This is a genomic window from Micromonospora sp. DT178, assembly GCF_049841695.1.
Lineage (GTDB): Bacteria > Actinomycetota > Actinomycetes > Mycobacteriales > Micromonosporaceae > Micromonospora.
On sequence record NZ_JBNCKV010000003.1, the window covers coordinates 60416 to 85734 of the forward strand.

Consider the following 25319-nt stretch of genomic DNA (forward strand, 5'->3'; position numbering starts at 1 on the left):
CGCGAACGAAAGGCTGGCACTGGTGAGCGCGAGGAGTGAGCTTGCGAGCCCCGCAGTCGCGAACGAAAGGCTGGCACCGTGAAGATCCTGCACACCTCCGACTGGCACGTCGGCAAGGTCCTCAAGGGGCAGTCGCGGGCCGAGGAGCACAAGCGGGTCCTGGCCGGCGTGATCGACGTCGCCCGCGCCGAGGCGCCCGACCTGGTCATCGTCGCCGGTGACCTCTACGACACCGCCGCCCCGACGCCCGAGGCCACCCGGCTGGTCACCCGGGCCCTGACCGCGCTGCGCCGCACCGGCGCCGACGTGGTGGCCATCGGCGGCAACCACGACAACGGCCAGGCCCTCGACGCGCTGCGGCCCTGGGCCGAGGCCGCCGGCATCACCCTGCGCGGCGGGGTCCGGGACAACCCGGACGAGCACGTCATCGACGGCACCACCGCCGGCGGTGAGCGCTGGCGGCTGGCCGCGCTGCCGTTCCTCTCCCAGCGCTACGCCATCCGCGCCGTGGAGATGTACGAGCTGACCGCCGCCGAGACCACCCAGACGTACGCCGACCACCTGGGCCGGGTGCTGGGCCGGCTGACCGAGAGCTTCACCGAACCGGACCGGGTGCACCTGGTCACCGCCCACCTGACCGTGGTGGGCGCGACCACCGGCGGCGGGGAGCGCGACGCGCACACCGTGCTGGGCTACGCGGTGCCGGCAACCGTGTTCCCGGGCACCGCGCACTACGTGGCGCTGGGTCACCTGCACCGCTCGCAGCGGGTGCAGGGCCCCTGCCCGATCCGCTACAGCGGCAGCCCGCTGGCGGTCGACTTCGGCGAGCAGGAGAACGTGCCGTCGGTGACCGTCGTCGAGGTCACCGCGACCACGGCGGCGCAGGTGCGGGAGGTGCCGGTGACCGCCGCCACCACGCTGCGCACGGTCCGGGGCACCCTGGCCCAGCTCGCCGAGATGCAGGTGCCGGACGCCTGGCTGCGGGTGTTCGTCCGGGAGCAGCCGCGCGCCGGGCTGCGCGAGGAGGTGCAGGAACTGCTCCCCGGAGCCCTGGAGATCCGGATCGACCCGGAGCTGGTGCCCGCCCCGGGCAGCGGCGCCCGGACGGCGCAGCGGGCGGGCCGCTCGCCCCGGCAGCTCTTCGCCGACTACCTGGACAGCCGGGGGCACACCGACGACGGGGTGCGGGATCTCTTCGACGAGCTCTTCGAGGAGGTCGATCACTGATGCGGCCGATGCGGCTGGACATGGCGGGCTTCACCGTCTTCCGCGACGAGACCACTGTCGACTTCACCGACGCCGACTTCTTCGCGCTGGTGGGGCCGACCGGCTCCGGCAAGTCGACGGTGCTGGACGCCATCTGTTTCGCCCTCTACGGCACGGTGCCCCGCTGGGGTGGGGCCCGGGGCCTGTCCAACGCCCTGGCCCCGTCGGCCACCGAGGCGCGGGTCCGGCTGGTCTTCGAGTCCGCCGGTTCCCGCTACGTGGCGACGCGGGTGGTCCGCCGGGACGGTCGGGGCAACGTCAAGACAGCCAACGCCGGGTTGCAGCTGATGCCGGCCGGCTTCGACGTGACCAAGCTCGACACCGGGTTGAGCCCGGACGACCTCGGCGAGGCGGTGGCCGGCACCCCCGCCGAGATGGAGCAGGCGGTGCTGGAGGCGGTCGGGCTGCCGTACGAGCAGTTCACCAGCTGCGTGGTGTTGCCGCAGGGGCAGTTCGCGGACTTCCTGCACGCCAAGCCGGCGACCCGGCAGCAGATCCTGGTCAACCTGCTCGGCCTCGGCGTCTACGAGGACGTGCAGAAGCGGGCGACCGCGCGGGCCGCGCAGGCCGAGGCGAAGCTGGAGGCGGTCGACCAGGCCCTCGCCGGGCTCACCGACGTCGACGACGCCGCACTGGAGGCGGCGACCGGGCGGGTCGACCGGATGCGGGAGCTGGCCGGGGCGGTGGCGAGCGCCGTACCGGAGCTGGAGGCGGCCCGGGCGACGGCGCGGGAGGCGGGCGCGGCCCTGGCGGCCCTCGACGCCGACCTGGCGGTGCTGGCCGCCGTGCGCGCGCCGGACGGGGTGGCGGAGGTGGCCCGGGCGGTCGCCTCGGCGCGGGCCGGCGCGGACGAGGCGGCGACGGCGGTGTCGCTGGCCGAGGAGCGGGAGGAGAAGCTGCGCGGCGAGCTGGCCGCCGCCGGCGACGAGAGCGCGCTGCGGCTGCTGCTGCGGGCGTACAACGATCGGGAGAAGCTGGCCGGCGAGGCGGCGGCGGTGCGCGCGGCGGTGACCGGGGCGCAGGCCGAACACGGCGCGGCGGTGGCGGCGCTGGCCGAGGCGCGGGCGGCGGCCGAGCGGGCCGAGGCGGAGCTGGAGGCGGCGTTCCGCGCCCACGAGGAGGCGAAGGCGACCGACCAGGCGGTGGCGTTGCGCGCGCACCTGCGCGACGGGGCCACCTGCCCGGTCTGCGAGCAGACCGTCGCGGCGGTGCCGGCGGTGCCGGCCGACTCGGCGGTGGCCGCCGCGACGGCGGCGGGACGGGCGGCGCGGGCCGCCAGCAAGGCCGCCCAGGCGGTGGTGCAGGAGCGCGACGGCGCGGCCCGGGAGCTGGAGCGGGTGCTGCTGCGCGCGCGGGCCCGACAGGACCAGGTGCAGGCCCGCCTGGCCGAGCTGGACGACCAGCTGGCCGGGGCGGCCGAGCCGGCGGTGCTGCGCCGCGAGCTGGACGAGCACGCGCGGCTGCGCCGGGCGCTGGAGGAGTCGGCGGCGGCGGTGCGGGCCGGCCGGGACGCCGCCCGGCGGGCCCGGGCGGCGGTGGACGCCGCCGAGGAGCGGCTGCGGGCGACCTGGCGGGCGTTCGACGCGGCCCGCGACGGGCTGGCCCGGTTCGGGCCGCCGTCGGCGGACCGGGAGGACCTGGGCGCCGCGTGGGCCGCCCTGACCGGGTGGGCCGGCGAGGAGGCGGCGCGCCGCCGCGCGGAGCGGGCCGGGCGGGCCGCGGCGGTGACGCAGGCCGAGGCGGTGGCCGCCGGCGTCGGCGAGCGCATCGCGGGCGTCCTCGCCACCGCCGGGCTGCCGCCCGCCGACGATCCGCTACGCGCCACCGACCGCGCCCTGGAGCGGGCCGAGGCCGACCTGCGCGAGCTGGAGCGGCGCCGGGAGCAGGCGGGTGACCTGCGCGAGCAGCGAGCCGGCTACGAGCGCGAGGCGCAGGTGGCGCGGGCCCTCGCGGGGCACCTGCGGGCCAACAACTTCGAGCGGTGGCTGCTCGCCGAGGCGTTGGACCTGCTGGTCGACGGCGCCTCGGGCATCCTGCGGGAGCTCTCCGGCGGGCAGTACGACCTGGTGCACGACAAGGGCGAGTTCTTCGTGGTCGACCACCACGACGCGGGGCTGCGCCGGGGCGTGCGCACCCTCTCGGGCGGCGAGACGTTCCAGGCGTCGCTGGCGCTGGCGCTGGCGCTCTCCGAGCAGCTCGCCGGAATGTCCACGACGGCGGCGAGCCTGGAGTCGATCGTGCTGGACGAGGGCTTCGGCACGCTCGACGCGGCCACCCTCGACACGGTGGCCGCCACGCTGGAGAACCTGGCCGCCCGGGGCGACCGGATGGTGGGGGTGGTCACCCACGTGCCGGCCCTGGCCGAACGCATCCCGGTCCGCTTCGAGGTCAGCAAGGACGCCCGGTCGGCGCGCGTGGAACGGACCGGCCGGTGAGCGGGGCCCCGGCGCGCGCGACGGGAGGTCCGCTGCGGTGACCGATCCCCGGTTCTTCGTCGACGCGTGGGATCCGGCGTACGGCGCCTCGTTCGAGGCGGCGGGCGGCGGCGGTCCCGCCGCGCCGAGCAGCGCCCAGGTCGACCCGGACGCCGAGCTGCCGGCGGTCGACTGGCGGGCGATCGGGCCGCGTCCCGGCGTACGGGCCCCCGACGTGGTGCTGCTCGTCGACGGGGTGCGCCGGATCGACGCGAGCGTGTGGACGGCGGAGGAGGACGGGGCGTCCTTCCCCGGCCTGGCCGCGTCGTACGCCGCGGGGGTGGTCCGGTGCGACCTGGAGCGCGGCGCGGCGCAGCTGGCCGGCGCGCGGGTCGGTCGGGGGCTGTTCACCGCCAGCCCCTCGGCGGTGGACGTGGTGGCCGGCAGCGTCCGCTACCCGGTGCACCGGGTCAGCGGCACGGGCGAGCTGAACAAGCTCCCGGCCGCCGTGCAGGGGCCGCTGACCGCGCTCGAGGTGGAGGTCTCGGGGGCGGCCCGCACGGACGGCGACCTGCTGGTGGTCGACGGCCCGCTGCGCAACCGGCGGCAGCTGCCGCGCACGGTCGGCTACATCAAGACGCAGCACAGCCAGTACCTGGACGCCCGGCTGACCGCCGTGGTCACCGGGTTGGCGGCCGGCGAGCGCTCCCCGGTGTTCAAGCTCGGCACGGCCTGGGGCGGCTGGTCGTGGTATCTGCGGCTGCCGGTGGCCCTCGGCGCGCCGTGGGCGGGCATCGTCCGGATGGAGTGCTCCGCCGAGCTGAGCGTGGACGAGGCGGTGGGTTTGGCCGACCTGTCGCTGGTCACGCTGCCCCGGTTCGCCTCCACCCCCTACAAGGACCCGCGCGCGCCGCAGAACCTGATCCCGATCGCCGGCCTGGAGCGCCGGCTGCGGGCGCTGCTCGGCGACGCGCGGCTGCTGCACCGGGTGCTCACCGCCGCCGCCCGGGGCAGGCGCTGATGGGCCGCAAGCGGGCGGCCGACACCGTGGCCGCGCGGGTGGACACCGGCCAGGCCGAGCTGGTGCCCGATCCGGACCGGCCGGGGTCGTGGACGCTGCTGCTGGACGGCGCCCCGCAGTCGCACGTGGACCTGGCCGATCCCACGCACCTGGAGTTCGAGTACGTCCGGCGGCTCGCCGCCGCGATCGACCTGGTGGCGCCGGCCGGCGCGCCGCTGCGGGTGCTGCACCTCGGCGGCGGCGCGCTGACCCTGCCCCGCTACGTGTCGGCCACCCGGCCCGGCTCCACCCAGCGCGTGGTCGAGGTGGACGGCGCGCTGGTGGAGCTGGTCCGGCAGGCCCTGCCGTGGCAGCCGGATCCCCGGCTCAAGGTACGGGTGGCCGACGCCCGCGCGGTGCTCGCCGCCAGCCGGGACGCCAGCTACGACGTCGTGGTGGCCGACGTCTTCGCCGGTGCCCGCACCCCGGCCCACCTGACCTCGGCGGAGTACGCCGCCGAGGTGGCCCGGGTGCTGCGGCCCACCGGGTTCCACCTGGCCAACGTGGCCGACGGCCCGCCGCTGCGCCACGCCCGGGGGCAGGTCGCCACGGTCCGGTCGGTGCTGCCCCGGGCCTGCCTGGTCGGCGACGCGGCGGTGCTGCGCGGGCGGCGGTACGGCAACCTGGTGCTGGTGGCCGGCCGCGTCGAGCCGCCGGTGCCGGAGCTGACCCGGCGCGCCGCCGGTGACTGGTTCCCCGGCCGGGTGCTGGCCGGCGAGGAACTCGACCGCTTCGCGAGCGGGGCACCGGTCGTCCGCGACGCCGACGCCACCGACTCGACCCCGCCGCCGCCCGGGATCTTCTCCGTGCGCCGTTGAACGGAGTCTCCTGCTCCGCGCGCCGTCGAACGGGGTAGGCGCGCCGGCGACCGGCGCGGCGGGTGCGGAAGCGGAATCTTTTCCGCGCGCCGTTGATCCGTTCGTCCGGGCGCTGCGTACCAACGGGCGGCCGTGCCCGTGGGAGGCGGCCGATGTCCTCGGACACCCGGAGGTCTGCATGCACGCGGTGGCGGCCGGTTGGCACGGCGACAGGGCGCGACCGGACTGGATGTCCGCGCGGTCCCAGTCCCGGCCGGGCGCGGCGGCACGCGGGGTCGACGCCCGCCAGACGCCTCGCCAGAATGGGCCGGTGACGCCGAAATCCGCCCCGGGGCGCCACCAGGCGGCACCGTCCACCGAGGCGGGTCACTCGGATCGGCTGATCCGGCTGCTCTACGCCGAGCACGCCGGGCCGCTGCTGGCGTTCGTCATGCGGCTCACCGGCGGCGACCGGCAGCGGGCGGAGGACATCGTCCAGGAGACGCTGCTGCGGGCGTGGCGCAACGCGCACCGGCTGGGTGTGCAGGGGCAGGGCTCGCTGCGACCGTGGCTGGTCACGGTGGCCCGGCGGATCGCCATCGACGAGCACCGCAGCGAGCAGGCCCGGCCGGCCGAGACGTACGACCGGGACCTGACCGCGTTCGCCGAGGCGGACAGCACCGACCGGGTGCTGCGCACGATGACGGTGGCGGACGCGCTGCGTACGCTGAGCCAGTCGCACCGGGAGATCCTGGTGGCCACGTACTTCCGGGGTCGGACGGTGCCGGAGGCGGCCGAGGAGCTGGGCCTTCCGCTCGGCACCGCCAAGTCGCGGGTCTACTACGCGCTGCGCGCGCTGCGCACGGCTCTGCAGGAACGGGGGGTGACGGAATGAGCCGGGCGGACCACATGGACGTCGCGGCGTACGCGCTCGGCGTGCTGGACGAGCGCGACACGGAACGGTTCGAGGAGCACCTCGCCACCTGCTGGGCGTGCGCCGCCGAGCTGGAGACGATGGTGCCGGTCGTGGGCCTGCTCTCCGACATCGACGGCGAGACGATGGCCGCGCTGGAGCAGACCCGCACCGACCCGGCCCTGCTGGACCGGACGCTGGTCGCGGTCCGCGCCCACCGGCGGCGCAACCGGTTCCGGCAGCTGCTCGCCACGGCGGCGGCGGTGCTGGTCCTCGGTGGCGCGACCGGGCTCGGCTTCGCCAGCATCGCCGGCGACAGCGCCCCCGAGGTGGTGGCCGAGCCGACCGCCACCGCGCCGGTCGTCCCGCCGACGGCCAGCCGTTCCAGCGATCCGAACGACCCGGACATCGGCGGGACGTTGCCGGAGGGCGACCCGGTCAACGTCGTCGACGCGACCACCGGCGTCGAGGCGACCTTCTTCGTCGTGTCGAAGGACTTCGGCACGGGTGTGGACTTCATCCTCGCCAAGCTGCCCGGGCCCCGGACGTGCCGGCTCGTCGTGGTGCGGAAGAACAACAGCACCGAGGTGATCTCCACGTGGTCGGTGCCCGGCACCGGGTACGGCACCAACGCCCGCCCCGACAAGCTGAGCCTGTCGGCGTCGACGTCGACGCGGCTCGATGACATCAAGCAGTTCCAGGTGCAGTCGGTGGACGCCGGCGGGGTGGCGAGCCCGCTGGTCACGGTGCAGATGTAGCACCCGCTGCGGGATCGGCGCCGGCCAGTACGACGACCGGCGCCGATCCCGTGTGCCGTTTCCGGAATCGTATCGGCGCAATTGCGTCTCGTCGCGGGAAACGGATTCCGGGCCCTTTCGGTTCAACGGTTTTCCGTGACATCGACCACGGTTACGAATTAAACCTTGACAACGCCCCCTCCGTATCAACCGGTGAACGACGCCATAAACGAGGAGGGCACGTGGCACAGATGAAGCGAACCGTCATCGTCGCGAGCGCGATGGTCGCGTTGACGGCCTGCGCTCCCGCGGGTTACGAGGGGGCGAACCCGGGCGCGGCCGAGCCGGTCGCCGTGACCGCCGCCGAGTCCACCGCGGCGCCCGGGCCGGAGGCCTCGCCGTCCCCGGCCGCGCCGCCCGCCGACGCGGACCTGACCGAGGAGCTGAACGGCCGGAGGGTCGCCCGGATGGGCAGCGTGGTCACCGACCAGGACGGGTGGATCCTCTACCGCTTCGACAAGGACACCAACGACCCGCCCTCGTCGAACTGTGTCGACAAGTGCGCGCAGGTGTGGCCCCCGGCGCTGACCGACGGCAACCCGGAGCTCAACGGCGTCTCCGACGACAAGGTCGGCACCGTCACCCGCCAGGACGGCAGGCGGCAGCTCACCCTCGACGGCTGGCCGCTCTACCGCTACGTCGGGGACAGGAAGCCCGGCCAGTGGAAGGGCCAGGGCGTCGGAGGCACCTGGTTCGTGGTGGCCCCGGACGGCAAGAAGAACCTCAGCTGCCTGCCGACGGGCACCCCGAAACCGGTCGCCCCGCCGTCCGACGAGAAGGCCGGGCAGGGCGACTCGAACTACTCGTACTGACCACCGGACCCGGTGGCCGGTCGTGACCGGGGAGGGCGCGGCCGGTGCCCGCTTCGTGACCGGCCCACGACGCCGGACCGGCCAGGACATCGGACCGGCGACACCGCCGGACCGCCCCGCGCCCGGCGGTGTCGCCGGTCACGGGGCGGGGACGTGACAGCATGTGCGGGTGACCGGGACCGAACCCACCGCGCGTCGGGAGCTGCGCCCGCCCGCCGGGTACCGGTTGGCCGCGTCGGTCCAGGCGTTGACCTTCAGCCCGTACGACCCCTGCGCGCGCGTCGCGGCCGGCACCTTCTGGTGGGCCGCCCGCACCCCGGACGGTCCGGCCACCCTCGCCCTGCGGCCGGCCGGCGGCGCCCTGCTCGCCGAGGGCTACGGTCCCGGGGCCGACCGGGTGGTGGAGTCGGCGGACGCGGTCGCCGGGCTCCGGGACGACGTGGGCGGGTTCGCGGCGCTCGCCGCCGCCCACCCCGTGGTGGCGCGGCTCGCGGCCCAGCACCGGGGGCTGCGCATGCCGGCCACCGGGCAGGTCTTCCCCCGGCTGCTGCGGGCGGTCTTCGAGCAGAAGGTGACCGGCAAGGAGGCGTACCGGGCGTACGCGGCGACGGTGCGGCACTTCGCCGAGGCGGCGCCCGGGCCGATGCAGCCGCTGCTGCTGCCGCCGGACCCGGCGGCGGTGGCCGCCACCCCGTACTGGGTGTTCCACCCGTTCGGCGTGGAGCAGCGCCGGGCCGAGACGCTGCGCCGCGCGGCGGCCGTCGCCGACCGGCTGGAGCGCTGCGCGGACTCCGCCGAGGCCACCCGCCGGCTGACCGCCGTCGCCGGCATCGGCCCGTGGACCGCCGCCGAGGTGGTGCGCGTCGCGTACGGGGACCCGGACGCGGTCAGCGTCGGCGACTTCCACGTGCCGAACACGGTGGCCTGGGCCCTGGCGGGCGAGCCGCGCGGCGACGACGCCCGGATGCTGGCCCTGCTGGAGCCGTTCCGGGGGCACCGGGGGCGGGTCTGCGTGCTGCTGGCGGCCGGTGGCGTGCAGGCGCCGAAGTACGGCCCGCGGATGCCGATCCGCTCCTTTGCCCGGTTCTGACCGGTCCCGCCCGTCGGGCTGCGCGCCGGGGTGCCGCCGCTGCACAACGCGGTGACGGCCGGCATGCGGGTCGTCGTGGCGGGCCGCGACGACGGCCGGCGACGGTGCGGGTCAGGGGCGCGCGCAGAGGCGGCGCAGGGTGCGGCCGAGCCACCGGGCGTACGCCCGCTGGAAGGCCCGGCCGGCGGGCCCGGCGGCGCGCATGACCCAGCGGTCCGGCCGGCTGAACGCGACCACCTCGAACCAGACGTGGCCGGCGGCGTCGCGGCTGACCACGAACGCCTCCTCGCCGCGCGCCGGGTGCCCGGGCAGCGTGCCGTACCCGAAGCCGGCCCGCCGCCCGTCGTCGACGGCCCAGACCACCTCGCAGGGCGCGGCCAGCCGCAGCGGGCCGACGCCCAGCCCGGAGACCACCCGGACCCCGGGCGCGGCCCGCTCGGCGGCGGCGTCGATCCGGATGCCGGCCGCCCGGTGCAGGCGCCAGCCGAGCACGGCGTCCCCGGCCGCCGGGAAGCAGGAGTCGGGCAGCCGGACCCGGTGCCGCACGTGCCGCCAGCCGGCCGGCAGCTCGCCGGTCTCGGTGGCGCCCACGTGCGGATAGGTCAGTGCCGGCACGGCGCACCCCCACGGCTCGACGGGACACCGCCAGCGTACGGGCGGTGCGGGCGGCCCGCCCGGCGGCCTGTGGTTGGCTGTCGGAGTGATCATCGAGCCGCGCATCGCCCCCGCCGTCGTCACGGACGCCGGCGAGATCCTCACCGTGCAGCGCGCCGCGTACGTCACCGAGGCCCAGCGCTACGCCGACCCGTTCCTGCCCCCGCTGACCGAGACGCTGGACGAGGTGCGGACCGCGCTGGCGGGCCCGGCGACGGTGCTCACCGCCCGGCTCGGCGACCGGCTGGTCGGCTCCGTGCGGGCACACGTCGACGGCGACACCGCGCACGTCGGCCGGCTCTCCGTCGCCCCGGACCAGCAGGGCCGGGGCGTCGGCGGGCGGCTGCTGCGCGCGGTGGAGGCGGCCTGCGCCGCCCGGGTGCGCCGCTTCGCGCTCTTCACGGGCGCCGACAGCGCGCAGAACCTGCGCCTGTACCAGCGGCACGGCTACCGGGTGGTCGGGCACCGGCCGGACCCGAACGGCATCCGGCTCGCCCTGCTGGAGAAGGCGGTCAGTCCCGCTCGCAGCGACGCCTGAGCCCGTCTGCCTCCAGCCGCAGGTAGCGACGCATCAGGTCGCCGTAGAGCCAGCCGACGGGCCCGGCGAGCGGCCCGGACTGCGTGAGGGCCAACTCGACGCGGCTGCGCCCGTCGGGCAGCGGCAGCACCCGGTGCTCGCCGAGCGTGCGCACCCCCGGGCTGCCCGACACCCACGAGAACGACCGGCCCTCGGTCAGCTCGGTGACCCGCCACACCGCCGGTCGCAGCTTCGGCTGCTCCAGCCGGGCGGTGGCGCCCAGCGCGAGCGGTCCCGCCTCCCCCCGTAGCGCCCGCCGCACCGAGGGCGTCCACTCCGGCCACCGCTCGACGTCGACCAGCACCGCCCAGACCCGTCCCGCCTCGGCGGCCACCTCCGTACCGGCCTCGAACCGCATCGCGCCCCCTCCCCGTGTCGGCGCCCGGCGGCGCCGCTGCCAGTCTCGACGACGCCGGCTGGGGAATCGTGACGGGGCGTCCGCCGGCCGGCCCGCCCCGTCGGCCCGGCGGGCCGACGGGCCGCCGGGGTGTCCGCCGGGCTCGGCCGCCGCCGGGTCAGGCGGCCTCGCGCAGGTCGGCCAGCCCGAGGGGGGTACGCCGGCGCAGCAGTTCCTCCAGCTCCGCCACCGTGCCGGCCTCGCCGAGCACGTCCTTGCCCCCGCCGAACTGGCGGGGATAGCGGCGCACCAGCCGGTACCGGTAGCGGCCCCGGATCAGCTCGACGCTCACCCGCCACCGCCCGCAGCACCCGCACACCCACTCCGACACCCCGCGAAGGTAGCTCTGACCTGGGCTTTTGTGATTCGCCCGGTGCGGCACGAGCGGCGCGCGGCCGGACACGCCGCCCGCTGGCGGAACGTGTTCTGCCTCACGACTGTCGGTGCGGTCTGGTTGACTGTCGCCGTGAAGCTGCCGATCAGTCCGCCGGTCGAGCCGATGCTGGCCAAGAGCGTCCCGCGGATCCCCACCGCGCCCGGGATGACCTACGAGCCGAAGTGGGACGGCTTCCGGTGCATCGTGTTCCGCGACGGCGACGAGGTGGAACTGGCCAGCCGCGGCGGCAAGTCGATGACCCGATACTTCCCCGAGGTGGTCGAGCAGGCCCGCCGCCAGCTGCCCGCGCGGTGCGCGGTCGACGGCGAGCTGATCGTGATCCGGCGCGACGGCCCGGGTGGGCAGCCCCGGCTCGACTTCGAGCTGCTCGCCCAGCGCATCCACCCGGCCGCGTCCCGGGTCAGGCTGCTGGCCGAGACGACCCCGGCCGACTTCGTCGCCTTCGACCTGCTCGCCCTCGACGACGAGACGCTGCTCGACGAGCCCTACCCCCGGCGTCGGGCCCGGCTGGAGTCGGCGCTGGCCGGGGTGCGCCCGCCGGTGCACGTCACCCAGGTGACCACCGACGTCGACACCGCACACCGCTGGTTCGACGTCTTCGAGGGCGCCGGCCTCGACGGCCTGATCGCCAAGCCGGCCGACCTGCCCTACGAGCCGGGCAAGCGGCTCATGTTCAAGGTCAAGCACGCCCGCACGGCCGACGTGGTGGTGGCGGGCTTCCGCTGGCACAAGTCCGGCCCGGTGGTCGGCTCGCTCCTGCTCGGCCTGCACGACGACGACGGGGTCCTGCACCACGTCGGGGTGAGCGCGTCGTTCACCATGGCCCGCCGCGCCGAGCTGCTGGAGGAGCTGGAGCCCTACCGTGACGTCGGCGCCGACCACCCGTGGGTGCACGGCGACCACGAACGCGGCCAGCGCCTCCCCGGCGGGGTGAGCCGCTGGACGGGCGCCCGCAACCTCGAGTGGGAGCCGCTGCGCCCCGAGCTGGTGGTCGAGGTCGGCTACGACGCCATGGAGGGCGACCGGTTCCGGCACACCGCCCGGTTCGTCCGCTGGCGGCCCGACCGTGATCCCCGCTCCTGCCGCTACGACCAGCTCGACCGGCCCGTACGGTTCGATGTGGACCAGGTGCTGCGCGGCGATCCCACGGTGACCGTGGGGTCCGCCAACGGTCCGGCGTAGCCTGGCCGTCGACCCGACACGGAGGCCCGCTCGTGACCCGCACCCCCGACCGGATCCGCCGGTTCCGGCTCACCCTCGCCGGGCTGGCCGCCGCCGCGCTGGTCGCCGCCGGCTGCACCATCCCGGCGATCGCCCCTCGGACGGAGGCCGGCGGCGAGGCCGCCGCCCCGGGCACGGCGCCCACCTGGCGGGCCTGCCCGGAGGTGGCCGAGGAGCTGGTCGGGCGCGGCGCGCCGAACATCCGCTACGAGTGCGCGCGGATCAAGGTGCCGCGCGACTGGGGCACGGGCCCGGGCGGCGGGGCCACCGCCGGGCCGGGCGCCGGGCAGACCTTCGAGATCGCGCTGCTGCGGGCCCGGTCGACCAAGCAGCGCGACCGGATCGGCTCGCTGGTGATCAACCCGGGCGGGCCGGGCGGCTCCGGCGTGGACACGGCCGTCTACCTCTCCTTCGGCCCGGCGTTCGGCGGCCTGCCCGCCTCGATCACCGACCGGTTCGACATCGTCGGCTTCGACCCGCGCGGGGTGTCCCGTTCCAGCCCGGTCAAGTGCATCCCCGACGCCGACCTGGACGCCAGCTTCGGCTACGACCCCGACCCGGAGAGCCAGGAGTCGTTCGACGGGTTCGTCGCGCTCAGCCAGCGGATCGGGCGCGGCTGCGGCGACCGCTACGGCGACCAACTGCCGCTCTACGGCACCGAGCAGGCCGCCCGGGACATGGACGCGGTCCGCGCCGCCGTCGGCGACGACAAGCTGACCTATCTCGGCTACTCCTACGGCACCCTGCTCGGGGCCACCTACGCCCAGCTCTTCCCGCAGCGGGTACGGGCCCTGGTCCTCGACGGCGCGGTCGACCCGAAGCAGGACCTGATCGCCGGCTCGGAGGGCCAGGCCAAGGGCTTCGAGCGGGCCTTCGGCAACTTCACCACGTGGTGCGCGGCCAACGCCGGGCGCTGCCCGATCGCCCCCGACGCCCGGGCGGCGGTCACCTCGGCGATCGAGAAGGCGCGGGTGTCCCCGGTGCGCGGCGACGACGGCCGGGAGGCGACCGCGGGCTGGGTCTTCTACGCGATCATCTCGTCGCTCTACACCGAGTCGGGGTGGCAGGAGCTGGCCCGCGCCATCGACAAGCTGGAGGGCGGCGACCCGGCAGACGTGTTCCGCCTCGCCGACGCGTACGCCGACCGGGACTCCGACGGGCACTACTCGAACATGTTCGACGCCAACCTGGCGGTCAACTGCGCCGACGAGGAGCAGAAGCCGAGCCGGGAACGCATCCGGCAGCTCCAGTCGCAGTGGCGGGCGAAGTACCCGCTGTTCGGGCCGGCCCTGGCCGTCGGCCTGCTCTCCTGCGCCGAGTGGCCCGGGGGGCGCGACCCGTACCCGACCGGCCCGGCCGCCGGGGCGCCGCCGATCCTGGTGGTGGGCACCACCGGCGACCCCGCGACGCCCTACGAGCAGACCCCGGCGCTGGCCGCGATGCTGGGCGTGGGCCGGGTGCTCACCTGGGAGGGCGAGGGGCACACCGCGTACCCGCAGACCTCCTGCGTCACCCGGGCGGTCGACGCCTACCTGATCGACCTGGTCGTGCCCAGGGAAGGGCTGCGCTGCCCGGCCCGCTGACCGGTCGCTCCGGCGGCAGGTCGGGCAGGTCGATGCCCTGCCGGGCCGCGATCTCCTCCAGCAGCGCCCGCATCCGGCGCACGTCGGCCTTGAGCTGCTCCTGCTCCTCGTGCTCGAAGGCGTCGTCGTCGACGATGAGCTGACTGGCGAAGTGCGCGGTGATCAGCGGGATGACCAGCAGCACCATGGTCGAGATGAGCAGCGCGGCCAGGGTACGGCCCTGCCAGCTCACCGGGGAGATGTCGCCGTAGCCGACGGTGGACGCAGTCACCACCGCCCACCAGACGGCGTCCGCCGGGCTGCGCTTCTCCACATGGCCGTAGATCACGCCGGCCACCACGATCATCAGCAGGTAGGAAATGATCAACGTACGGGGCGAGTTGGCGAACCAGACCAGCCCCCGGTAGATCAACCGGAACGGCAACAGCAGGACGTCCATGAACAGTCATGTTGCCCCCCGTACGCGAGCGCTGCCCGCCCATCGGTCCGGCTCACTGTGCCACGCTGAGCGGCATGAGTGACGTGATCTTCCGCGAGGCCGTCCGAGCCGACCTGCCCGCCGTGATCGCCCTGCTCGCCGACGACGTGCTCGGCAGGAACCGCGACTTCACGGAGGTCGACGCCCGGTACGAGAAGGCGTTCGCCGACATCGACGCCGACCCGCGCAACCAGCTGATCGTGGCCGACGCGGACGGTGAGCTGCTCGGTTGCATGCAGCTCACCTACATCCCCGGCCTGGGCCGGCACGGCGCGGAGCGGCAGCTGATCGAGGCGGTCCGGGTCCGCTCCGACCTACGCGGGCGGGGCCTCGGCCGGCAGATGATCACCTGGGCGGTCGACCAGGCGAAGCAGCGTGGCTGCGCCCTGGTCCAGCTCACCACCGACAAGACCCGCCACGACGCCCACCGCTTCTACCTCAACCTCGGCTTCCTCCCCTCCCACGAGGGCATGAAACTCCCCCTCTAACCCGCTCCCCGCTCCCCTCTCCCGCCCCGCCCAGCGCCATCCCTGTCGCCCCCACACACAGCCCGCCGCCCCACGGCCGCCGCCTTACGGCCGCCGCCTTACGGCCGCCGCCCACGGCCCGCAGCCCCACAGCCCGCCGCCCCACAGCCCACAGCCCACGGCCCACGGCCCCACAGCCCGCCGCCCCACAGCCCACGGCCCACGGCCCACAGCCCCACAGCCCGCCGCCCCACAGCCCACAGCCCACGGCCCCACAGCCCGCCGCCCCACAGCCCACGGCCCACAGCCCCACAGCCCGCCGCCCCACAGCCCACGGCCCACGGCCCACGGCCCGCCGCCCCACGGCCCGTCGATCACGCGGTTGTGGTGCTAGACAAAAGGGATGAAGTAGCGGGGAACTCCCACCACAACTGCATGATCGACGCAGACGGGGCCGGGGCGACGCGGGTGGGGCCGAGCGACGCGGACGGGGGCGGGCGGCGCGGGCAGGGCGGGCACGGCTGGGCTGGGCGGGCAGCGAGCGGGCGGAAGGCGTGGAGGGGTGGTGGGAGTGGTTTCAGGTGGGGAGGAGGTGGCCGTCGCGGAGGGTGAGGACGCGGTCGGCGAGGTCGATCAGGGCCGGATCGTGGGTGGCGACCAGCGCGGTCATGCCTCGGGCATGCACGACCGCCCGGAGCAGGTCCATGATCGACCGGCCGGTCTCGGAGTCGAGTTGACCGGTCGGCTCGTCGGCGATCAGCAGGTCCGGCTCGTTGGCCAGGGCCCGCGCCACCGCCACCCGCTGCTGCTGCCCGCCCGAGAGCTCGTACGGGCGCTGGCCCGCGTGCCCGCCGAGGCCCACCAGCTCGAGCAGCACCGCCACCCGCTCCTCCCGCTCGGCCGCGGGGACCCGCGCCAGCCGGAGCGGTACGCCGACGTTCTCGGCGGCGGACAGGATCGGCACCAGCCCGAAGGTCTGGAACACGAAGCCGACCGTGCCGCGGCGCAGCTCCAGCAGCTCCTTCTCACCGGCGCCGGTGACGTCGTGCCCGGCGACCACCACCCGGCCCGAGTCGGGCCGGTCCAGCCCGCCGACCAGGTTCAGCAGGGTCGTCTTGCCCGCACCGGAGCGACCCCGCACGGCCACCAGCTCGCCCCGCCCGGCCGAGAACGACACGTCCCGTACGGCGTGCACCGCGTGCTCGCCGCGACCGAACGTGCGGCTGACCCCCTCCACCCGGACCACCTCGTCGGTGACCGTGGCGCCCGCCACCGCCCCGCCCGACCGTCCGTCCCGCGTCACGTCGCGCTCGCTCATGATCCCGCCCCGCTGTGCTCGGCGCGGTCGACCGGGTCGACCACGCGGTACCGACTGATGCCCCACCCGCGCACGGCGACGGCCTTCCACCCGCCCACCGCACGGGCTTCCCGCCCGCCCGGCGCGGCAGCTTCCCGCCCGCTCACCGCCACGACGACCCGCCCACTCACTGCGGCGTCTCCCGCTCGTCCCGCGGCCGGTCGCCCGGGCGCACCTCCACGTGGTCCGGCTCCAGGTTGAGCCGCACCCGGTCGCGCAGCGACAACGCGTCCACGAACGGCGCCGGCAGCTGCATCCGGCCGCTGCGGTCGAGCACGGCGTACTCCTCGCTGACCAGTTCGGTGCTGCCGTCCGCGCCGATCCGCGCGGTCCGGCGTACCTCGGAGGCGGTCCGGCCGTCGCGGATCGCGACGGTCCGGCGGACCTGGTCGGCCACGGCGTGGTCGTGGGTGACCACCACGATGGTGACGCCGAGTTCGGCGTTGATGGTGCGCAGCGCCGCGAAGACGTCGGCTCCGGTCGCCTCGTCCAGCTCACCGGTCGGCTCGTCGGCGAAGAGGACCTCGGGATCGTTGGCCACCGCCACCGCCACCGCGCAGCGCTGCTGCTCGCCGCCGCTGAGCTGCCCGGGCCGCCGGTCGGCGCAGTGACTGACCCCGACCATGTCGAGCAGTTCCCGGGCCCGCTCGCGGTGGGCCCGGCGGCCGCCACGCCGCCCGGCGAGCCGCATGGGCAGCTCGACGTTCTCCAGCGCGGTCAGGTACGGCAGCAGGTTGCGGCCGGTCTGCTGCCAGACGAATCCGACCATGTTCCGCCGGTAGCTCAGTCGCCGCCGGGTGGAGAGGTTGAGCAGGTCGTACTCCCCCACGCGGGCGATGCCGGCGGTGGGCGTGTCCAGCCCGGAGAGGATGTTCAGCAGTGTCGACTTCCCGGAACCCGAGGCGCCGACGATCGCCACCAGCTCACCCCGGTCGATGACCAGGTCGAGCCCCTGCAACGCGACGACCTCCACCCCCTCGGTCTTGAAGATCCGGACCAGCCCGTCGCAGACGATGTGCCCGCGCAACCGGTCCCGGCCGCCGGCCCGCTCGGCCGCACGCTGGGCGGCCCGCTGTTGCAGGGCGGCCAGGTCCGGCACGGCGGTGGTCTCCGCGGTAGCGGTCATTGTCAGTTCTCCTCTCCGAGCCGGAGCACCTCGCCGAGGCGCATCCGGCGGTTGTTCAGGGCCTCGACGGCGACCGCGAAGCCGAGGGCGAGCGCACCGAGCGCGACGACCGCGGCCGCCAGGCCGGGCTCGAACGCGACCCGGACCTCGACGCCGTCGGTGAAGGCGGACAGTCCGAGCACCGGGGTGAGCAACAGCGGCAGGGCCGTGCCGACCAACGCACCGGTCACCACCGAGACGCCCACCAACGGAACCAGCTCCACCAGCAGCAGCCCGCGCCACTGGCGTCGCGACAGGCCGAGGGTGCGCAGCCGGGAGAGCACCTGGCCGCGCTCGCGGGCACCGGCGAGCACCGTGAAGGCGATCGCGAGCAGGCCGAGCGCCGTCCCGCCGGCCGCGCCGGCGGTGAAGCCGAAGGCGAGCACCCCGTTCGCGCCGCCCTCGCCCACCTGCCGGCGGGTGTCCGCGAAGGTCAGCACCTCCACGCCGCGCGGGCGCTCCCGGCCGGTGACCGCCCCGCCGGTCTGGAAGCGGGACTGCCCCGCGTCGCCGGCCCGGCGCAGCGCGTCGCCGTCCAGGTCGTCGCCCGCCACGAGGAAGCCGGTCGGCACGGCGGCGTAGTCCCGCCGGGGCAGGGACTGCCAGGGCAGGACGACGAACCGGCTGCTGTCGGCGCGCAGCAGCGGAAAGCTCTCCGCCTGCCCGGCGACCCGGAACTCGTACCGCTGGCCCTGGGCGCTGACGAAGGCGGAGCCGTCGAGGCCGGCGTCGGCCAGCTCGGCGGCGACCGTCGGGGAGACCACCGCGGGCAGCGGGCCGCCTCCCCCGGCGGGGGCGAGCAGCGCCGCCGGCACCGTCACGTCGACGCCGGACTCGCGGACGATCCGGGCCAGGGCCGGACCGTCGACCATGAGGACAGTCACCCCGCCGAGCCGGGTCTCGGTGCCGACCGCGTCCTTCGCCAGGCGTTGGCCCGCCTCGTACAGCACGGGGCTCGCGGCGCGGACCCCCGGCAGCCGCTCCAGCTCGGCGCCCGTGTCCGGGGCGATCCGGTCCCCCAGGATCAGGGCGTCGGCGGGGACCACCCGGCTGGCGGCCCGGTCCCGGCTCGCCTCGATCCCGGCGGCCGTCACCGCGCAGAACGCCGCGGTCGCGATGGCCAGCACGACGACCACCAGCGGCACGGCGACGACGGAGCGGCCGGCCCGGGCCGTGCCCAGGAAGGCGACGCTGCCCCGGGCCCGGGCCGCGAGCCGGCTGACCAGCCGCAGCGGCCACGGGTACAACCGCATCGCGACCACCGCCGCGGCGACGGCCAGCAGCACCGGCACCGAGACCAGCAGCGGGTCGACCTCCCCGGGGGTGAGGCCGCGGCGGCGCAGCAGCACGACCGCGAGGCCCGCGAGGACCAGCAGTCCCGCCTCCACCGTGAGGCGACGCGCGGAGGGGCGCGACCGGACCAGGTCGCGCCGACCGGCACCGCCCCTGGACGCGGCGAGGGTGGCCACCGGCAGCGCGAACGCCACCAGGACGGTCGCGGCGACGGCGAGCCACAGGGTCTCCCCCGCTGCCCCCGGGGCGAGGCCACCGACCAGCCAGCCGAGCGCGCCGGCGGGTGGCACCACCAGCAGCGCCTCGGTCAGGCTGCGGCCCGCGCTCGTGGTGGCCGCCCCGCCCCGGGCACGCAGCAGCGTGAACTCCGAGCGGCGGCGGCGCACCAGCAGCCCGGCGGCCAGCACGACGAGCCCGGTCAGCGTGGCCAGTACGCCCGCGGCGATGACCCCGAGCACCGTCCGCGCGCTGTCCACCTCGGCGGAGAACTGCCGCAGCGGGATGTCCAACCCCTGGACGAGGTTGCGGCCGCCCGCCTCCCGGGTCATCTGCTGGAGGCCGTCGATCACCTGGTCCAGCTCGCGGGCGTCGACGCCGTCGGCGCCCAGGCGGTAGCGCCAGCTGAACGTCAGCGGCCAGCCGGCGACGGCCTGGCGGTTCAGCGCGGCGCCGTCGACGACACCGACGGCGATGAAGGGTTGGCCGTCCCCCACCGGCTCGACGATGCGCAGCAGCGGCGGCAGCCCGTCCCAGAACCCGTCGGCGGCGTCACGGGGCTGGAAGAGGCCGACCACGGTGATCCGGGTGGGGGGCGGGGAGTCGGCGGTGAGCGGCTCCGGCGCGGCGAGGGTGAGCCGGCTGTTGAGCCGCAGGTTCAGCTTGCCGGCGACGTCCGCGGCCAGCGCCACCTGCACCGGCTGGTCCTTCGGCGTGTCGGCCGGCCAGCGCCCCTCGACCAGCGTGCCGGCCTCCTCGATCCCGGTCACGGACCGCAGGCCGAGGTGGACCAGGAGGTTCTTCGCCGCCAGGTCCGGGCCCCGCACCAGGCTGGCCGGGGTCTCCCCGGCGTACCACCGCTGCTCGACCATCCGCCGGACGACCGGCGGCATCGCGCCCTCGATCGCCGCCAGGTCGCCCTCGTGCGCGGCCACCACGGAGGTGCCGTTGTCCGCCGCGGCGAGCGGCCCGGACGAGTACGTCACGTCCCGCTGCTGCGGCGGCACGGCACCCAGGTGGGCCTCCAGGCCTTCCTGGGCGTGGCCGTTGACGATCCTGGGCACCCCGCTGATCACCAGCGTGGCGACCAGCGTCAGCGCCGCGAGGAGCAGGAACTGCCCGCCGTACGCCCGGACCCGGCGGACGACCGCCCCGATGCTCACCACGCCCCGTCTCCGCTCCTGGTCGTCCCTACGCTCCCGGTCACCGGTCTCCCCCGATCCGCAGCTGCGCCACGGCCACCCGCTGCCGGATGCCGAGGGCGATGAACGCGCTGAAGGCGAGTGCCGCCAGCAGCAGGCCGAGCGCGGTCAGGCCGATGGGCAGCCAGGGCAGCACGAAGGCGGCCTCCGGCACCGGCCGGCCCGCGGACGGCGTGAGGATGACCAGCGGGGCCATGGTCGCGCCGACCGCGGCGCCCAGCAGCAGCCCCACGCCGACGCCGATCCCGGCCAGGAAGGTCTGCTCGGCCAGCAGCGCCCGGGCCAGCAGCCGAGGGCTGGCGCCGAGCGTGTGCAGCACGGCGAACTCCCCCAGCCGGTGCCGGGCGGTCGCCCAGACGTCGACGATCAGGCCGACCAGGGCCAGCAGCACCGAGCCGAGCGCGGCGGCAAGCAACCCCGTGCGGGCCCCCTGCCAGTACGGGTCGTCGGCGGCCCGCGCGGCCACCTCCCGCCGGTCGAGCAGCGTGGTTCCGGTCAGGCCGGCCGCCGCGCGGGCCGCCTCGGCGTGGCCGCCGTCGTCGGTGCTCAGCCACCACTCCCCGACCGGTCGGACGCCGCCCCGGTCCCGGATCAGCCACTCCGCCGCCGCCGGCAGGTCCAGCAGCACGCCCTCGCCGGCGGTGGACGGCACCTCGTCCAACTCGCCGACCAGCGTGACCGGCACCGTCGCGCCGGACAGCACGAGATCGACCGTCTCACCGACCTTCAGGCTCAACGCGTCGCGCACGGCCGGGGTCATCAGCGCGGGCACCGGCCGGTCCTCGCCGGCCGGCACCACGGCGAACCGGCTCGGCGGCTGGAACGCGAACCGGCCGCCCGCCTGGTACTCGACCTCCCAGTCGACGCTCAGGCCGGCGGCCGTGACCGGCGCGCCGACCGGCTTGCCCTGGCCGTCGACGGCCACCCAGTCGCCGTCCAGCGACGCCGGCCGGGCCGTGCCGTCGGCGCCGACCAGCCGCAGGTCCGACACCTCCAGGCGGTACGCCCGCCCGCGCGCGCTCCCGCCGTCGGCCTCGAAGCCGGACAGTCGTACGGGGCCCTCCCCCGCGGGGACGGCGACGGTGAACGCCGCCGGCCGGCCGTCGCTGCCGGTGCTGCCCGCCGGCAGCCGGAAGACCAGCCCGTCCGCCCGGGTCAGCAGCACCCAGAGGCCGATCTGGTGCGGCGTGACGGCGTCGCGCACGGGGGTGCGTGCCGTGCCGGTGACCGAGCGGGTGCCGGCGGGCAGTTCCACCCCGGTCGGCGCGCCGCGCGCCCGGGTCAGCCGGTCGAGCAGTGCCGGCGCCGGCTCGTCGGTCAGCCTCTCGTTGAGTCGCAGCACGTCGGCCGCGGCCGCGGCGTCGAGGCTCACCACCGTCGTCGGCAGGTCGGCGCGGCCGAGGCGGATCTCGTCGCGCCAGGCCGGCAGCGCCTCGCCGACCCCGGGCAGCGCGGCGAGCTGACCGGCCCGGCCGTCGGGCGCCGAGCCGGTGCGCTCGATGACCCGCAGGTCGGCGCCGACGGTGTGGTCGGCCTGGTCGGCCTGCGACAACTCGCCCGTGGTGACCAGCGACCACGCCAGGGTGCTGCCGCCGACTGCGAGGGCGAGCAGCAGCACCGGGCCGGCGTGCGGGCGTCGCCCCGCCTGCCACATGCCGAACATGGTCGCGGTCCACGGTCTGCGGTCGACGAACCGCTCGGCGAACCGGGTCGCGGGCGGCAGCAGCCGCAGCGCCACGACCGCGCCGGCCAGCACGCCCAGCGTCGGCGCCGCGACCAGCAGCGGGTCCACCCCGAGCCGGCCGGCCGCCCCGGCGACCGGCGACGAGTACTGGCGCAGCTGGGTCCAGGCCAGCACCGCGAAGCCGACCAGCACCAGGTCGAGGCTGGCCCGCTGGACGCTCGCGGCGCGGGTGGGCCGGGACCGGGCCGCCATGTCGGCGACGTAGGTGCCGGCGCCCCGCAACGTCGGGACGACCATCGCGACGAGGCAGCCGGCGGCGGTGGCGGCCGCGGCGGCCCAGACCAGCGTGGTGTTACCGGCGGCGAGCGTCAGCGGGGTGGCGCCGCCGGTGCCCACGTGCCGCAGCGCCTCGCCGGCGATCAGGGGCCCCAGCACGCCGGCGGGCAGGACGACCAGGGCCGCCTCCCGGGCCGCCAGGCCGGCCAGTTGCCGCCGTGCGGCGCCCCGGGCCCTCAGCAGGGCGGTCTGGCCGCGCCGGTCCTCGTGCAGCAGGGCGGCGACGAGCACCAGCGCGTACCCGCCGAGGACGACGATCAGCAGCAGCGGGGTGGCCAGCGAGGAACGGCCCACCAGGTCGGCCCGGGTGACGCGGTCGAGGAGGCGGTCGATCGCCGTGACGGTCTGGCCGGAGGAGCCCAGCCCGGCCGCCTCGGGCACCTCGGCGAGGGCCGCGGTGAGCGCCTGCCGCACGTCGGGCAGGCGGCCCGCGCCGGCCGCCGCCGCGAGGTCCGGCTCGACGACCCAGGACGCCGACACCGAGCCCGGGTAGGTGGCGACGAAGTCCGCCGGGTCCAGCACGAACGGCCCGTACGAGGTGCCGGCGTCCGCGGCGCCGCCGGCCCCGACCCCGGGTGCCAGCCGCCAGTACGGGTCGGCCGGGTCGCGGGGCCGCCACGTGCCGACGAGCACCACGGTGCTGGCCTCGTCGGACCGGCGGTCCAGCATCGGCACCCGGTCGCCGACGGTCATCCCGAGCAGGCCGGCGACCTTCTCCGGCAGCGTGACCTGCAACGGGGAGGCTCCCGGGGAGGGCCAGGCGCCGCTGCTCAGCTCGGCGTGGCGGGGCAGGTCGTCGAGGGCCGCCAGGGTGGCGAAGACCGGGTCGTCGTCGTCGCGGACGACGGTGCCGAGGTCGCCGGTCAGCTCGCGGCCACCGCCGTAGCGGGCGGCGTCGACGGTGACCGGCGCGCCGCCGAGGCCGGCGGCGAACCCGTCCCGGATGGCCCGGTCCCGGGTGGCGAACTCGGCCGCGTCCCGGCCGGCCGTGCCGCTGACCAGGAGGCTGCGCTCCTCGAACGACGCCCCGCTGAGCAGGGCACGCTGGCCCGCCTCGACGGCCCGCCGGTTGTAGTCAGAAAGCCCGGTGACCAACGCGACCGCCACCAGGGCCGCGACCACCGCGGCGAGCAGCAGCCCACGCGCCTCGCGGGCCCGCCTCCACACCAGCTTCATCCGATGCCCTCCCCTGGCCCGCTGTCGGGCCGACGATCAGGGAGAGCGGCGACGTGCCGGGAAAGGTTCGCGCCCGTTACTTGATCGTTATCCGGAGGCGCCGGCCGGTCGCCGGGTCGCCGGCCCGTCGATCGGAGGGGCGCGGTGGCGCGGATGTGCTTCGATCACCGGATGGAGATCGCCCTCACCGCCCTGATGGTGGCCGTCGTCGCGCTGCTCGCCGCCCAGTTGCCGGGCAGGGCCGAGCAGGCGCGCACCGCGTACCGGCTCGCCGAGATCGAGCGCCGGCTCGGGCTGGTGATGGACCACCTGGGCGTGGTGGACGCCTCGCCCGTGCCGCCCGAGGTGGGACGGCACCTGGCCCGGGGCGACAAGATCAAGGCGATCGCCGCCTACCGGAAGGCGACCGGCGCGGACCTGCGCTCGGCCAAGGAGGCGGTGGAGGCGTACGGCGACCGGCGGTGACGGGGCGGGGCGGTCAGCGGGGGCGGTCGCGGTCCTTGGAGGGCTGCACGCGCTTCGGCTCGCCGGGCATCTTCGGGTGGTCCGGCGGGTAGGGCATGTCGCCCTGGCCGGCGGTGGCGTCCCGGTCGGCCCACTCCAGCAGCGGGGTGATGTCCCACGCGGTGTCGTCGATGCCGGCGTGCGGGTCGCCGCGCTCGGCCAGCCGGGCCGGGACGGTGCGCAGGTCGAAGTCGTCGGGGTCGACGTCGGGAAGCTCGTCCCAGGTCACCGGGGTGGACACGGTGGCCCGGGCGTTGGCCCGCAGCGAGTACGCGCAGGCGATCGTGCGGTCGCGGGCCATCTGGTTGTAGTCGACGAAGACGCGGGCGCCCCGCTGCTCCTTCCACCAGGCGGTGGTCACCAGCTCCGGCCGCCGCCGCTCCAGCTCGCGGGCCAGCGCGATGGTGGCCCGGCGCACCTCGGTGAACGTCCAACGGGGCGCGATCCGCAGGTAGACGTGCACGCCACGGCCGCCGGAGGTCTTCGGCCAGCCGGTGACGCCCAGCTCGTCGAGGAGCCCGCGCAGCTCGCCGGCGGCGGAGGCCGCGTCGGCGAAGTCGGTGCCGGGCTGCGGGTCGAGGTCGATGCGCAGCTCGTCGGGGCGGTCGACGTCGGCGCCACGCACCGGCCACGGGTGGAACACGATGGTGCCCATCTGGGCGGCCCACGCCACGTGGGCCAGGTCGGCCGGGCAGAGCTCGGCCGCGCTGCGCCCGCTCGGGAAGCTGATCGTGGCCGTCCGCACCCACGGCGGCACGCCCCGCGCGGGCACCCGCTTCTGGAAGAACGCCTCCCCCTCGACGCCCTCGGGGAAGCGCTGCAACGTGGTGGGACGCTCGCGCAGGGCGCGCATGATGCCGTCGCCCACCGCGAGGTAGTAGTGGAAGACATCGGCCTTGGTGAAGCCGCGCTGCGGGAAGATCACCCGGTCGGGACTGGTCAGCCGGACGTCGCGCCCGGCCACCTCGATCTGTTCGGCCGCGGCCTTCGTACCACCCATTGCGCGACCATATGCCACACCCCCGACGTCCGGCGTACCGTTGGCGGGTGAGTCTTGACGAGAGTGAACTGCCCCGTACCGAGGAAGAGTGGCGGGTCCGGCTCAGCCCGGAGGAGTTCCGGGTGCTGCGGGAGGCCGGCACCGAGCGCCCGTGGACCGGCGAGTACGTCGACACGAAGACGCCCGGGACCTACCACTGCCGGGCCTGCGGCGCGCAGCTCTACCCCAGCGACACGAAGTTCGACTCGCACTGCGGGTGGCCCAGCTTCGACGACGCGATCCCCGGCGCGGTCAAGGAGATCGAGGACCGCAGCCTGGGGATGAGCCGCACCGAGATCCGCTGCGCCCGGTGCGACAGCCACCTGGGTCACGTCTTCCGGGGCGAGGGTTTCACCCCGAAGGACACCCGGCACTGCGTCAACTCCGTGTCCATCCGGCTGGAGCCGCGCGCCGACGCCTGAGT

At 76.0% G+C, this 25319-nt stretch carries 23 protein-coding genes; 14 read left to right on the top strand and 9 right to left on the bottom strand.

The genetic code is table 11. The features are described 5' to 3' along the window. Positions 1 to 78 precede the first annotated feature (78 nt). From ACLQ22_RS06900 to ACLQ22_RS06935, 8 genes are all read left to right on the top strand, one after another. Positions 79 to 1227, top strand: coding sequence for an exonuclease SbcCD subunit D (locus ACLQ22_RS06900; protein ID WP_425691519.1), 1149 nt, complete (start codon positions 79 to 81; stop codon positions 1225 to 1227). Next, positions 1227 to 3701 carry an AAA family ATPase gene (locus ACLQ22_RS06905; protein WP_425691520.1) on the top strand — a complete coding sequence of 825 codons (2475 nt, stop codon included), beginning with the start codon at positions 1227 to 1229 and terminating at the stop codon, positions 3699 to 3701. Before ACLQ22_RS06900 ends, ACLQ22_RS06905 begins: the two co-directional genes overlap by 1 nt. 37 nt (positions 3702 to 3738) lie before the next feature. Further along, positions 3739 to 4701, top strand: a complete 963-nt coding sequence (locus ACLQ22_RS06910; protein ID WP_425691521.1) for a hypothetical protein — start codon at positions 3739 to 3741, stop codon at positions 4699 to 4701. Then, the gene (locus ACLQ22_RS06915) at positions 4701 to 5558 is read left to right on the top strand and encodes a spermidine synthase (RefSeq protein WP_425691522.1); all 858 of its coding nucleotides are present in this window, start codon (positions 4701 to 4703) and stop codon (positions 5556 to 5558) included. The genes ACLQ22_RS06910 and ACLQ22_RS06915 overlap by 1 nt, the downstream gene beginning before the upstream one ends. 178 nt (positions 5559 to 5736) lie before the next feature. Then, positions 5737 to 6432 carry a sigma-70 family RNA polymerase sigma factor gene (locus ACLQ22_RS06920; RefSeq protein WP_425691523.1) on the top strand — a complete coding sequence of 232 codons (696 nt, stop codon included), beginning with the start codon at positions 5737 to 5739 and terminating at the stop codon, positions 6430 to 6432. Then, on the top strand, positions 6429 to 7208 hold the full coding sequence (locus ACLQ22_RS06925; protein ID WP_425691524.1) for an anti-sigma factor family protein: 780 nt from the start codon (positions 6429 to 6431) through the stop codon (positions 7206 to 7208). The genes ACLQ22_RS06920 and ACLQ22_RS06925 overlap by 4 nt, the downstream gene beginning before the upstream one ends. Positions 7209 to 7429: 221 nt before the next feature. Beyond that, positions 7430 to 8059, top strand: a complete 630-nt coding sequence (locus ACLQ22_RS06930; protein ID WP_425691525.1) for a hypothetical protein — start codon at positions 7430 to 7432, stop codon at positions 8057 to 8059. A gap of 169 nt (positions 8060 to 8228) precedes the next feature. Then, positions 8229 to 9149 carry a DNA-3-methyladenine glycosylase family protein gene (locus ACLQ22_RS06935; protein ID WP_425691526.1) on the top strand — a complete coding sequence of 307 codons (921 nt, stop codon included), beginning with the start codon at positions 8229 to 8231 and terminating at the stop codon, positions 9147 to 9149. A 111-nt stretch (positions 9150 to 9260) separates the two neighbouring features. On the opposite strand, the gene ACLQ22_RS06940 is transcribed toward ACLQ22_RS06935, so the two are convergent. Continuing rightward, complete coding sequence (locus tag ACLQ22_RS06940) at positions 9261 to 9764, bottom strand: DUF1990 family protein (RefSeq protein ID WP_425691527.1); 504 nt, start codon at positions 9762 to 9764, stop codon at positions 9261 to 9263. Between the two features lie 85 nt (positions 9765 to 9849). Here ACLQ22_RS06940 and ACLQ22_RS06945 point away from each other — a divergent pair, with 85 nt between their 5' ends. Continuing rightward, positions 9850 to 10341, top strand: coding sequence for a GNAT family N-acetyltransferase (locus tag ACLQ22_RS06945; RefSeq protein WP_425691528.1), 492 nt, complete (start codon positions 9850 to 9852; stop codon positions 10339 to 10341). Here ACLQ22_RS06945 and ACLQ22_RS06950 read toward each other — a convergent pair. Next, on the bottom strand, positions 10316 to 10738 hold the full coding sequence (locus ACLQ22_RS06950; RefSeq protein ID WP_425691529.1) for an SRPBCC family protein: 423 nt from the start codon (positions 10736 to 10738) through the stop codon (positions 10316 to 10318). The genes ACLQ22_RS06945 and ACLQ22_RS06950 overlap by 26 nt on opposite strands. A gap of 157 nt (positions 10739 to 10895) precedes the next feature. Beyond that, positions 10896 to 11108, bottom strand: a complete 213-nt coding sequence (locus ACLQ22_RS06955) for a hypothetical protein (RefSeq protein WP_121395905.1) — start codon at positions 11106 to 11108, stop codon at positions 10896 to 10898. A gap of 135 nt (positions 11109 to 11243) precedes the next feature. On the opposite strand from ACLQ22_RS06955, the gene ACLQ22_RS06960 reads away from it, so the two are divergent. Continuing rightward, positions 11244 to 12356: an ATP-dependent DNA ligase gene (locus tag ACLQ22_RS06960; RefSeq protein ID WP_425691530.1), complete on the top strand. Its 1113-nt coding sequence runs from the start codon at positions 11244 to 11246 to the stop codon at positions 12354 to 12356. Positions 12357 to 12388: 32 nt separating this feature from the next. Continuing rightward, positions 12389 to 13978, top strand: a complete 1590-nt coding sequence (locus ACLQ22_RS06965) for an alpha/beta hydrolase (protein ID WP_425691531.1) — start codon at positions 12389 to 12391, stop codon at positions 13976 to 13978. Here the strand turns inward: ACLQ22_RS06965 and ACLQ22_RS06970 are convergent. Next, positions 13905 to 14417 carry an ion channel gene (locus tag ACLQ22_RS06970; RefSeq protein ID WP_425691532.1) on the bottom strand — a complete coding sequence of 171 codons (513 nt, stop codon included), beginning with the start codon at positions 14415 to 14417 and terminating at the stop codon, positions 13905 to 13907. The two genes, ACLQ22_RS06965 and ACLQ22_RS06970, sit on opposite strands and share 74 nt — an antisense overlap. Before the next feature lie 74 nt (positions 14418 to 14491). Here ACLQ22_RS06970 and ACLQ22_RS06975 point away from each other — a divergent pair, with 74 nt between their 5' ends. Then, positions 14492 to 14944 carry a GNAT family N-acetyltransferase gene (locus ACLQ22_RS06975; protein ID WP_425691533.1) on the top strand — a complete coding sequence of 151 codons (453 nt, stop codon included), beginning with the start codon at positions 14492 to 14494 and terminating at the stop codon, positions 14942 to 14944. 556 nt (positions 14945 to 15500) lie between these two features. On the opposite strand, the gene ACLQ22_RS06980 is transcribed toward ACLQ22_RS06975, so the two are convergent. From ACLQ22_RS06980 to ACLQ22_RS06995, 4 genes are all read right to left on the bottom strand, one after another. Further along, the gene (locus ACLQ22_RS06980) at positions 15501 to 16241 is read right to left on the bottom strand and encodes an ABC transporter ATP-binding protein (protein WP_425691534.1); all 741 of its coding nucleotides are present in this window, start codon (positions 16239 to 16241) and stop codon (positions 15501 to 15503) included. Positions 16242 to 16407: 166 nt separating this feature from the next. Next, entirely contained in the window at positions 16408 to 17406 is a 999-nt protein-coding gene (locus tag ACLQ22_RS06985) for an ABC transporter ATP-binding protein (RefSeq protein ID WP_425691535.1), read from the bottom strand. A gap of 2 nt (positions 17407 to 17408) precedes the next feature. Continuing rightward, positions 17409 to 20120, bottom strand: coding sequence for an FtsX-like permease family protein (locus ACLQ22_RS06990; RefSeq protein ID WP_425691536.1), 2712 nt, complete (start codon positions 20118 to 20120; stop codon positions 17409 to 17411). Positions 20121 to 20157: 37 nt separating this feature from the next. Then, positions 20158 to 23352 carry an FtsX-like permease family protein gene (locus tag ACLQ22_RS06995; RefSeq protein WP_425691537.1) on the bottom strand — a complete coding sequence of 1065 codons (3195 nt, stop codon included), beginning with the start codon at positions 23350 to 23352 and terminating at the stop codon, positions 20158 to 20160. 171 nt (positions 23353 to 23523) lie between these two features. On the opposite strand from ACLQ22_RS06995, the gene ACLQ22_RS07000 reads away from it, so the two are divergent. Then, positions 23524 to 23817: a hypothetical protein gene (locus tag ACLQ22_RS07000; protein ID WP_425691538.1), complete on the top strand. Its 294-nt coding sequence runs from the start codon at positions 23524 to 23526 to the stop codon at positions 23815 to 23817. Between the two features lie 13 nt (positions 23818 to 23830). Here the strand turns inward: ACLQ22_RS07000 and ligD are convergent, their stop codons facing one another. Further along, positions 23831 to 24856 (bottom strand): non-homologous end-joining DNA ligase, encoded by a 1026-nt coding sequence (gene ligD / locus ACLQ22_RS07005; RefSeq protein WP_425691539.1) that lies wholly within the window; start codon positions 24854 to 24856, stop codon positions 23831 to 23833. Between the two features lie 47 nt (positions 24857 to 24903). Between ligD and msrB the strand changes: the two genes are divergently transcribed. Continuing rightward, positions 24904 to 25317 (top strand): peptide-methionine (R)-S-oxide reductase MsrB, encoded by a 414-nt coding sequence (msrB, locus tag ACLQ22_RS07010; RefSeq protein ID WP_101414752.1) that lies wholly within the window; start codon positions 24904 to 24906, stop codon positions 25315 to 25317. The last annotated feature ends 2 nt before the right edge of the window (positions 25318 to 25319 follow it).

Excerpts from the sequence above, each read along its gene's own strand:
- ACLQ22_RS06905 (WP_425691520.1), top strand. The coding sequence starts at position 1,227 with ATGCGGCCGATGCGGCTGGACATGGCGGGCTTCACCGTCTTCCGCGAC.
- ACLQ22_RS06915 (WP_425691522.1), top strand. The coding sequence starts at position 4,701 with ATGGGCCGCAAGCGGGCGGCCGACACCGTGGCCGCGCGGGTGGACACC.
- ACLQ22_RS06920 (WP_425691523.1), top strand. The coding sequence starts at position 5,737 with ATGCACGCGGTGGCGGCCGGTTGGCACGGCGACAGGGCGCGACCGGAC.
- ACLQ22_RS06925 (WP_425691524.1), top strand. The coding sequence starts at position 6,429 with ATGAGCCGGGCGGACCACATGGACGTCGCGGCGTACGCGCTCGGCGTG.
- ACLQ22_RS06950 (WP_425691529.1), bottom strand. The coding sequence starts at position 10,738 with ATGCGGTTCGAGGCCGGTACGGAGGTGGCCGCCGAGGCGGGACGGGTC.
- ACLQ22_RS06970 (WP_425691532.1), bottom strand. The coding sequence starts at position 14,417 with ATGGACGTCCTGCTGTTGCCGTTCCGGTTGATCTACCGGGGGCTGGTC.
- ACLQ22_RS06975 (WP_425691533.1), top strand. The coding sequence starts at position 14,492 with ATGAGTGACGTGATCTTCCGCGAGGCCGTCCGAGCCGACCTGCCCGCC.
- ACLQ22_RS06980 (WP_425691534.1), bottom strand. The coding sequence starts at position 16,241 with ATGAGCGAGCGCGACGTGACGCGGGACGGACGGTCGGGCGGGGCGGTG.
- ACLQ22_RS06985 (WP_425691535.1), bottom strand. The coding sequence starts at position 17,406 with ATGACCGCTACCGCGGAGACCACCGCCGTGCCGGACCTGGCCGCCCTG.
- ACLQ22_RS06995 (WP_425691537.1), bottom strand. The coding sequence starts at position 23,352 with ATGAAGCTGGTGTGGAGGCGGGCCCGCGAGGCGCGTGGGCTGCTGCTC.
- ACLQ22_RS07000 (WP_425691538.1), top strand. The coding sequence starts at position 23,524 with ATGGAGATCGCCCTCACCGCCCTGATGGTGGCCGTCGTCGCGCTGCTC.
- ligD (WP_425691539.1), bottom strand. The coding sequence starts at position 24,856 with ATGGGTGGTACGAAGGCCGCGGCCGAACAGATCGAGGTGGCCGGGCGC.